We start from the raw sequence: 8,619 nt of genomic DNA, 5'->3' as shown, positions 1-8,619 counted from the left end.
AGCCGCAGCGTGGCGGTGATGGTGGACACGCCGCTGCTGCTGGTGGAGGACAGGTAGTCGATGCCCTGCGCCTGGGCGATGGCGGATTCCAGCGGCTGGGTGATGAAGCCGGCCACCGTCTTGGCGTCGGCGCCGTAGTAAGCGGTGGAGATGGTCACCACCGCGTTCTGCGTGCGCGGGTACTGGTTGATCGGCAGGCCGAACAGCGAGCGCAGGCCGAGCACCACGATCAGCAGGCTGACCGTGGTGGCCAGCACCGGCCGCTTGATGAAAATATCGGTAAAGTTCATGGCGAGCCTCAGTGTTCTTGCGGCGTCGGGTTCGGGCTGTTGGCCGGCTGCACCGAGTTGTTGACGGTGACCGGGGTGCCGGTCTTCAGCTTAAGCTGGCCGCTGGTGACCACTTCCTGGCCTTCCTTCAGGCCGGCGGTGATCGCCACCTGGTCGCCGCGGGTATCGCCGGTGGTGACGAAGGCCTGCTGCGCTTCCAGCCCGTTTTTGCCCTGTTTGACGATGAACACGGTAGAGCCGTACGGGTTGTAGGTGATGGCGGTCTGTGGCAGCGTCAGGTGTTTCTGTTTGCTGCCGACGTCGATGGTGGCGTTGGCGAACATGCCCGGCAGCAGCTTGTGCTTGGGATTGGCGATGGTGGCTTCGATCTGAACATTGCGCGTGGCGGGGTCGATCTTGGGGTTGATCGCGTTGATCTTGCCGTGGAAGACCTCATCGCCAAAGGCATCGCTCTTGACCTTGACCGGCTGGCCCACGCGCACTTGGCCGATCTGGCGCTGCGGCAGGTTGAAGTCGACATACACCGGGTCGATGGTTTGCAGCGTGACGATCTTGTCGCCCGGATTCAGGTACTGGCCGGGATTGACCGCGGTGATGCCCAGGCGGCCGGAGAACGGCGCGCGTATGGTTTTCTTGGCCACCAGCGCGGCTTGTTGCGCCACCAGCGCGGTCTTGCTCTTCAAGTCGGCCATGTCGGCGTCCACCTGGGCTTGGCTGACGCCCTCGATCGCCAGCTGGGCGCGGTCGCGCTTCAGCGTGGTGGCGGCCAGTTCGGCGGCGGCCTGCAGCGAGCGCAGCTGCGCCTGGTCGGAGTCGGCGTTCAATTGCACCAGCACGTCGCCGGCCTTGACGTCCTGGCCGGATTTGAAGTGCAGGCTGCGCACCTGGCCGGCCACTTCGCTGCTGATGTCCACGCCGTGCACGGCGGTGAGGGTGCCGACGGAGCTGAGCTGCGGCTGCCATTCGGCCATCTTGGCGACAGTGGTGGACACCGTCTGCGGGCCCGGCTTGGGCGAGTTGGCGATCAGTTTCTGGATGTGCAGGAAAAAGCCCACGCCCAGCACCGCAATCAGCAGCACTACGCCGCCCAACATGATCAACATTCGCTTGGTCATGATTCGTCTTCTTCTTTCAATGGCGATTCGGATTCCGTGTTCCCGCGCCGCGGCGCGAGCCTTGTCTTGCTGCTCAGCCGCCTGTCTGGCCTGTGGCCGCCGGGTGGTTCCACCAGCCGCCGCCCAGCGCCAGGAACAGCGCGGCGGTGTCGGAGTAACGCGCCGCCTGCGCCTGGATCAGGCCGATGCGCGCCTGCTGATAGCTGCGTTGCGCATCCAGCAGCGCCAGGTAGCTGATGCCGCCCAGCTTGTATTGCCGGGTGTTCACGTCCAGCGATTCGCGCGCCTTGGCTTCGGCGTCGGCCTGCGCCCTCAGCGCCAAGGCGTCGGCATCGATGGCGCGCAGGCTGTCGGCCACATTCTGGAAGGCCTTTAGGACCGTGGCGCGGTATTGCGCCTCGGCCTGCTGGTAGGCCGCCTCGGCGGCGCGGCGCTTGGCGCTGAGCGCGCCGCCGTTGAACAGCGGCTGGGTCAGGCCGGCGGTGACGCCCCACAGCGTGTTGCCGATGTCCATCGTGGGCAGCACCGTGTGTTGGGTGCCGTAGCTGCCGTTCAGCGTGATCTGCGGATACTGGTTGGCGGTGGCGACGCCGACTTGCGCGGAAGCCTGGTGCAGCAGGGCTTCGCTGGCGCGGATGTCCGGCCGCTGGCGCGCCAGCGCCGACGGCAGCGACACCGGCAATGCGTCCGGCAGCCGCAGCGATTCGAGATGGAATTCCGGCAGGCCGCCCTCGCCGGGGAAGCGTCCGGCCAGCACGGCCAGCTGGTGGCGGGTTTGCGCCAGCGCCTTTTCCAGCGGCGGCAATTGGGCGCGGGTCTGTGCCACCAGCGTGCCCTGAGTCAGCGCCACCGCGCGCGGCTGGGCGCCCAGCTCGACTTGTTTCTCGGCAATGCGCAGCTGCGTCTCCTGCGCCTTCAGCAGCTCGCGGGTAGCTTCCAGTTGGCCGCGCAGCGCCGCTTCCTGCACCGCGGTGGTGACCACGTTGCCGATCAGCGTCTGGTAGGCCGCCTCGGTCTGGAAGCGTTGGTAGTCCGCGGCCGCCATCAGGCTTTCCAACTGGCGGCGTTCGCCGCCGAACAGGTCCAGCGTGTAGGACACGCCGATGGTGCCGCTGTAGACGTTGAATTCGTTGGGCGTCGATCCGCTGAGGATGGCGCGCTGGCGGCCGCCGCCTAGTTGCAGGTTGGCGCTCGGATAGTAGGTGGTGCCGGCCGCGGCGTTGTAGTTTTCCTGCGCCTGGCGCAGCGCGGCCTGGGCGGCGTCCAGCGTCGGGTTGTGCTCCAGCGCGGCGCGGATCAGTTGGTCCAGCGGTTCGGAGCGGAACAGCTTCCACCACTCGGCCGGCAGGTCCTGGCCATTGATCAGCCGCTGGCCGACGCCGGATGGGCCGACGCGGTCGCCATGGGCGCTGACGGTTTCGGCTTGCAATGGTGTTTCGGTGTACGGCGCGTCTGCGGCTTTGGGCAGGACGGGCGTCTTGAAATCCGGCCCGACGGCGCAGCCTGCCAGGGCCAGGGCCAGCGCCACGGCCAGCCCGACGGCGACTTGCCGCAGCGGCGGGCGGCTGCGGCTTGGATGCGGTTTGGAATGCACGGCATGCTCCTGGATGTGCGGAAAGCCGACCCGCCGGGCGGGCCCGGCGTCGGCTTCCTGAATGTCTTCCCCTGCAGCGGTGCGCGGGGCGGGTCAGGGGATGAAGTTGCTATGCTCTATGGATTTGCGCCGCATGTCTACTGGGTTGAGGGTAGGGATATCGAAATGTCGTTTTGTTGAATACCGCTGTCGCGGCTAGCCTGGCAGGCGTCAGGCCGGCAGCCGGCTGGCCGCCGCGAGAGGATCCAGCCCTTGGCGCGCGACCAGATGATCCAGGTAGGTCAGCGCTTGGTTGCCCAGCCGCAGGCCGCGCAGCTCAGACGCGGCGGCTTCCGGCAGCCTGGCCAGCGCGTCCTTGCGGATCAACAGCGTGGCTTCATCGCGGCCGCGCAGCAAGCCTTCCGGGTCGGCCAGTTCGCGGATGCGGTGGGACCAATGCAGGTATTGCGGCTGCCACAGCGGCACCACTGCCCAGTCGCGGCGGGCGACCGCCTGTTCGAAGGCGGCGACGCAGTCGTCCAGGCTGCCATGCCGGAAGGCGTAGCCGGCCTGTTCCAGCTGGTAGCGCGCCATGATCTCCAGCGAGAAGCGGCTGATGCCGGCGCCGGGATTGATGCCCTGGATGGTCTTGACCATGCGCGCCGCGACTTCGGGTTTTCGCAGGTCCGCCAGCGTGGCGACGGCCTCTGGCGGCACGTAGTCGGGCACGCCCCATAGGGCGTATGGGGTATACAGCACGGTCAGTTTTTCCACTTGCGGCTCGATGGGCGCCAGGTAGGCGCCGTGGCTGCCGGGCAGCCAGGCGCTGCACAGCAGGTCGCCCTGGCCGCTGGCCAGCAGCTCGAAGGCGCGCTCATGCGGCACGCGCCATTCGCTGACGGTGACGCCGTGTTTTTGCAAGACGGCGGCCACCACGCCGGCGCTGGCGGCGTGGAAGGATAGGTCTATCGTGATCAGGGTGAGGTGGATGGTCATGATGGTTCCTGGTCGGAAAGGGTCAGAGCCTGCCGCAGCGCCTGGCCGGCGTGATCGATTACCGCGCGAGCGGCGGGCACTGCGCCGTCAAGGTGCAGGCTGGCGTGAGGCAGGTCCGGCAGCAGAATGGTTTCGGCAGGCACGCCGGCAGCGGCGAGCGCGGCGGCGTAGTTCAAGCCATCGTCGCGCAGCGGATCCAATCCGGCCACGATGATGGCGGCGGCCGGCAATCCGCGCAGCTTGCCGCGCAGCGGCGAGGCGTAAGGCGAGGCGGCGGAGTCATCGTCCGGCAGATACATGCGCCAGCAAGCGCGCATGGCGTCGCGGGTCAGCAGATAACCATCGGCGTAGCGCGCGTACGATTCGGTGTCGAAACGGCAATCGGTGGCCGGGTAGATCAGCAATTGGCGGCGTATGGCCGGGCCGCTGTGGTCGCGCAGCCATAGGCAGGCCGCCGCGGCGAGATTGCCGCCGGCGCTGTCCCCGGCCAGCGCCAGGCGGGCCGGGTCGGCGCCCAGCGCGTCGGCATGGGCGGACGCCCATTCTGCGGCTGCGACGATGTCCAGCAACGGCGTGGGGAAGCGATGCTCCGGCGCCAGCCGGTAGGCCGGTACCAATAGCAGGCAGCGGCCGGCATTGGCCAGCGCGCGGGCTGGCGCGTCGTACAGGTCGAGCGTGCCGCGCGTCCAGCCGCCGCCGTGGGCGAATACCGCCAGCGGCAGCGGGCCTGCGCCGCTGTTCGCCGGGCGATACAGCCTGGCCGTCAATGTCGCGCCATCGGCAGTGGGGATGGCCAGCGTCTCGACCGCGTCCACGGCTTCCGGCGCCGCTTGCCAGCGGCGCAGGCTCTCGGCCGCCGCCCGCGCCCGTTCCAGCGAGTCCGGGTCGGTGTCCAGCGTTCCGGCGGCGCGGGCGCGCGCCAGGAAGGCTTGCATCAGCGGGTCGGGCGGCAGGCTCATAGCGCGGAATCGGGCTGGAAGTGAATCAGTTCCGGCTCGCCGTCGAAGTGATGCCAGAAGCTCTGGGCAAACGGCTGGAAGTCGGCATGAGCCATGAAGGCGCGGTGCGCGTCCAGGCTGTCCCACTCCACGGCCAGCAGGTAATCGCGGTCGGTCTGCAACTGGCGGCCCAGCTTGTGGCCCTGATAGCCTGGCTTGCCCAGCAGATAACGGCTGGATGCGGCGCGCCAGGCGGTTTCGAAGTCTTGCAATTGACCCGGCTTGACGCGCAGGCGGACGATTTCAACGATCATTGAGTCTTCTCCTTGGAGGCAGGCTTGCGGCAGCGGCCGCCAGGCGGCCGCGAAAATCGGTTTAGAAGCCCGACAGCACGATCTTGCCCTTGGCGGTGTTGCTTTCCAGCAGCGCGTGGGCGCGTTTCAGGTTGGCGGCATTGATGGCGCCGAAACGTTCAGCCACCGTGCTTTTCACGATGCCGGCGTCCACCAGGCGGGCCAGTTCGGTCAGCAGCGCGTGCTGGGCGATCTGGTCTTCGGTGGCGAACATCGAGCGGGTGTACATGAACTCCCAGTGCAGCGACAGGCTTTTCGTCTTCAGCGGCCGGACGTCCAGCGCGGCGGGATCGTCGATCAGCGCGAGCTTGCCCTGCGGCGCCAGCGCTTCGACGATCTCGGCGAAGTGCTGCTCGGTCTGGTTCAGGCTGGCCACGTAATCGACGTGCTCGATGCCGATGCGCTTCAGTTCCTGGCTCAGCGGCTGACGGTGGTCGATGACATGGTGGGCGCCCAGCTCCTTGACCCAGGCCTGGGTTTCCGGACGCGAAGCGGTGCCGATCACGGTGAGGCCGGTCAGTTGGCGCGCCAGTTGGACCAGGATGGAGCCGACGCCGCCGGCGGCGCCGACGATCAGCAGCTTCTTGCCGGAGGGTTGATTGTTGGCCAGCACTTGCAAGCGGTCGAACAACAGCTCCCAGGCGGTGATGGCGGTCAGCGGCAGGGCTGCGGCGGTTTCGAAGTCCAGGCTATCCGGCATCTTGCCGACGATGCGCTCGTCCACCGCGTGCAGCTCGCTGTTGGCGCCCGGGCGCTGCAAGGCGCCGGCGTACCAGACGCGGTCGCCCGGCTGGAACAGGCTGACCTTGCCGCCAACGGCGCGCACCACGCCGGCGGCGTCCCAGCCCAGCACGCGCGGCTGGCCGGCTGCCGGCGCCATATTGGCGCGGACTTTCACATCCACCGGGTTGACCGAGATGGCCTTCACTTCCACCAGCAGGTCGTGTTCGCCGATGATGGGCTCGGGCAGTTCGACGTCCAGCAAGGCTTCGGCGTGGTCGATCGGCAGGTTTTGGTAGTAGGCGATGGCTTTCATGGCATTTCCTTTGTTGCGGTGACGAGACTCAGTGACCGCATGGTATTGCTATTTGATTGGGAGAAAATCCAGCTATGATGGGAATCAGTTTCAAAATAAAATTGATAAAATGATCCGATTGGACGATTTGCAGGTCTTTATCCGCGCGGCGGACCACGGCAGCTTGTCGGCGGCGGCGCGCCAGCTGGACCTGAGCCCGGCCGTGGCCAGCGCCGCGCTGAAACGGCTGGAGGCGGAAGTCGGGGCGCAGCTGTTGGCACGCTCCACCCGCAGCCTGAGACTGACGCTGGCCGGCGAGCGCTACCTGGTCCACGCCCGCGCCGCGCTGGATGCGGTGCAGGCCGGCAGTCTGGCATTGGCGCAGGACAGGCAGGCGCTGGCCGGCAGCCTGTCCCTGTCCATGCCGTCCGACCTGGGGCGCAATGTGCTGCGGCCGTGGCTGGATGATTTTCTGGCGAGGCATCCGGGCCTTAGCCTGCAGCTGCGCGTTAGCGACCGGGTGGCGGACCTGTATCGCCAGCCGGTGGATGTGGCGGTGCGTTACGGCGTGCCGGATGACTCCAGCCTGGTGGCCCTGCCGCTGGCGCCGGACAACCGCCGCGTGTTGTGCGCGTCGCCGGACTACCTGGCCCGGCACGGCGCGCCGCATGCGCCGCAGGATTTGCGCGGACGCCAGTGTCTGCGCCTGGTGCTGGGCGAGGCGGTGCACGAGCGCTGGAGTTTCGAGCGCGACGGCGAGCGGCAGACGGTGGCGGTGAGCGGGCGTTGGATGAGCGACGACGGCGAGATCGTGCGGCGCTGGGCGGCGGCGGGGCGCGGCATCGCTTACAAGTCCAGATTGGACGTGCTGGCGGACTTGCGTTCGGGCGCTTTGCAGGCCTTGTTGCCGGATTGCCTCACGGAGCCGGCCCCGCTGTATCTGGTGACGCCGCACCGCTTGATGCTGTCGCCGGCGCTGGTGGCGCTGCGCGAGCACTTGCAAACTTGCCTGGCCGGCTATCTGGCTGAACCATAATGAAAAGACGGTCGGGACAGTCGGTTCCGGAACAAGTTGCGAGAGGGGGAGGGGGCGATGTGTATTTTCCGTAAAGATTCGGGCTATAATCGCGGCCTTGAATCCTAATTCTTGCGAATCCAGTATTCCAAGTCACAATCTTCCACATGATCCGCAAGCTAATCCGAAAAGTTCTGGAATTGCCGGCCGGCATGGCCAAGCGCCGCGGCAAGCTCCGCGTGTATCCGCTGCCGCAGCACGGCGTTCGCCGCGACCAGTTGAGTTCCGCCGCCCTGCGCGTGACCAGCCGCCTGCAAGAGGCCGGTTTTGCCGCCTACGTGGTGGGCGGCGCGGTGCGCGACCTGATGCTGGGCGTGTCGCCCAAGGATTTCGACGTGGCGACCAATGCCACGCCGGAGCAGGTGCACCACCTGTTCCGCCGCTCCCGCATCATCGGCCGCCGCTTCCGCATCGTCCACGTGATGATGGGCCCGGAAACCATAGAGGTGACCACCTTCCGCGGCGGCAGCGTCGACGACACCAATGAAACCGGCCGCATCATGGCCGACAACAGTTTCGGCAGCCAGGAAGAAGACGCGCACCGCCGCGACTTCACCGTCAATGCGCTGTTCTATGACCCGTCCGACGAAACCGTCATCGACTACCACAACGGCGTCAAGGACCTGCACGCCAAGAAACTGGTGATGATAGGCCAGCCGGCGCGCCGCTATCAGGAAGATCCGGTGCGCATGCTGCGCGCGGTGCGTCTGGCCGCCAAGCTGGGTTTCGAGATCGACGACGCCACCAAAAAGCCCATCCGCGCCCACGCCCACCTGTTGAAGAAGGAGCCGCCGGCTCGTCTGTTCGACGAACTGCTGAAGCTCCTGATGTCCGGCCACGCCTATGCCTGCTTGAAGAAGCTGCGCGAGGAAGGCTTGGCGCGCGGCGTGTTCCCGCTGCTGGACGCGGTGATGGACGACAAGGCTGGCGACGATCCTTTCCTGCGCCTGAGCCTGGACAGCACCGACGCGCGGCTGCGCGCCGACAAACCGATTTCCGTCGGCTTCCTGCTCGCCACCTTGCTGTGGCGCCAGGTGAACCAGGGCTGGCAAAAGCGCATGGCCGCAGGCGAGAAGAGCTTGCCGGCGCTGATGTCCGCCATCGCCGACATCGAGGCGGAACAGGACAACGACTTTGCCATCCCGCGCCGTTTCAGCGTCACCATGCGCGAAATCTGGACGCTGCAGGCGCGCTTCGACAGCCGCACCGGCAGCCGGCCTTATCGCTTCCTGGAACAGCCACGCTTCCGCGCCGCCTATGACTT

Annotated in this window: 9 protein-coding genes; 2 read left to right on the top strand and 7 right to left on the bottom strand. The window is 67.0% G+C overall.

The window, feature by feature from the left end; genetic code table 11:
• The 7 genes from C2134_RS15480 to C2134_RS15445 all read right to left on the bottom strand — a co-directional run.
• Window positions 1-290 (bottom strand): efflux RND transporter permease subunit (locus C2134_RS15480; RefSeq protein ID WP_146042174.1); only part of this gene is annotated, 290 nt, incomplete at its 3' end.
• An 8-nt stretch (window positions 291-298) separates the two neighbouring features.
• Window positions 299-1,405: an efflux RND transporter periplasmic adaptor subunit gene (locus tag C2134_RS15475; RefSeq protein WP_103321046.1), complete on the bottom strand. Its 1,107-nt coding sequence runs from the start codon at window positions 1,403-1,405 to the stop codon at window positions 299-301.
• A 73-nt stretch (window positions 1,406-1,478) separates the two neighbouring features.
• A complete protein-coding gene (locus C2134_RS15470; RefSeq protein WP_233196474.1) occupies window positions 1,479-2,999 on the bottom strand; it encodes an efflux transporter outer membrane subunit in 1,521 nt (506 codons plus the stop codon).
• A gap of 210 nt (window positions 3,000-3,209) precedes the next feature.
• Entirely contained in the window at window positions 3,210-3,974 is a 765-nt protein-coding gene (locus tag C2134_RS15460; RefSeq protein WP_103321043.1) for a glycine betaine ABC transporter substrate-binding protein, read from the bottom strand.
• Window positions 3,971-4,933, bottom strand: a complete 963-nt coding sequence (locus C2134_RS15455) for an alpha/beta hydrolase (RefSeq protein ID WP_103321042.1) — start codon at window positions 4,931-4,933, stop codon at window positions 3,971-3,973. Before C2134_RS15455 ends, C2134_RS15460 begins: the two co-directional genes overlap by 4 nt.
• Window positions 4,930-5,226, bottom strand: coding sequence for an antibiotic biosynthesis monooxygenase family protein (locus C2134_RS15450; protein WP_103321041.1), 297 nt, complete (start codon window positions 5,224-5,226; stop codon window positions 4,930-4,932). The genes C2134_RS15455 and C2134_RS15450 overlap by 4 nt, the downstream gene beginning before the upstream one ends.
• A 61-nt stretch (window positions 5,227-5,287) precedes the next feature.
• Window positions 5,288-6,301, bottom strand: coding sequence for a zinc-binding alcohol dehydrogenase family protein (locus C2134_RS15445; RefSeq protein WP_103321040.1), 1,014 nt, complete (start codon window positions 6,299-6,301; stop codon window positions 5,288-5,290).
• Between the two features lie 109 nt (window positions 6,302-6,410).
• Between C2134_RS15445 and C2134_RS15440 the strand changes: the two genes are divergently transcribed.
• Window positions 6,411-7,316: a LysR family transcriptional regulator gene (locus C2134_RS15440; RefSeq protein WP_103321039.1), complete on the top strand. Its 906-nt coding sequence runs from the start codon at window positions 6,411-6,413 to the stop codon at window positions 7,314-7,316.
• 146 nt (window positions 7,317-7,462) lie between these two features.
• Window positions 7,463-8,619, top strand: a 1,157-nt coding sequence (gene pcnB / locus C2134_RS15435; RefSeq protein WP_233196473.1) for a polynucleotide adenylyltransferase PcnB, incomplete at its 3' end; no start/stop codon positions are given.

It is taken from the genome of Chromobacterium sinusclupearum, assembly GCF_002902845.1.
Classification (GTDB): Bacteria; Pseudomonadota; Gammaproteobacteria; order Burkholderiales; family Chromobacteriaceae; genus Chromobacterium; species Chromobacterium sinusclupearum.
This window is presented reverse-complemented; position numbering and strand designations above follow the sequence as displayed.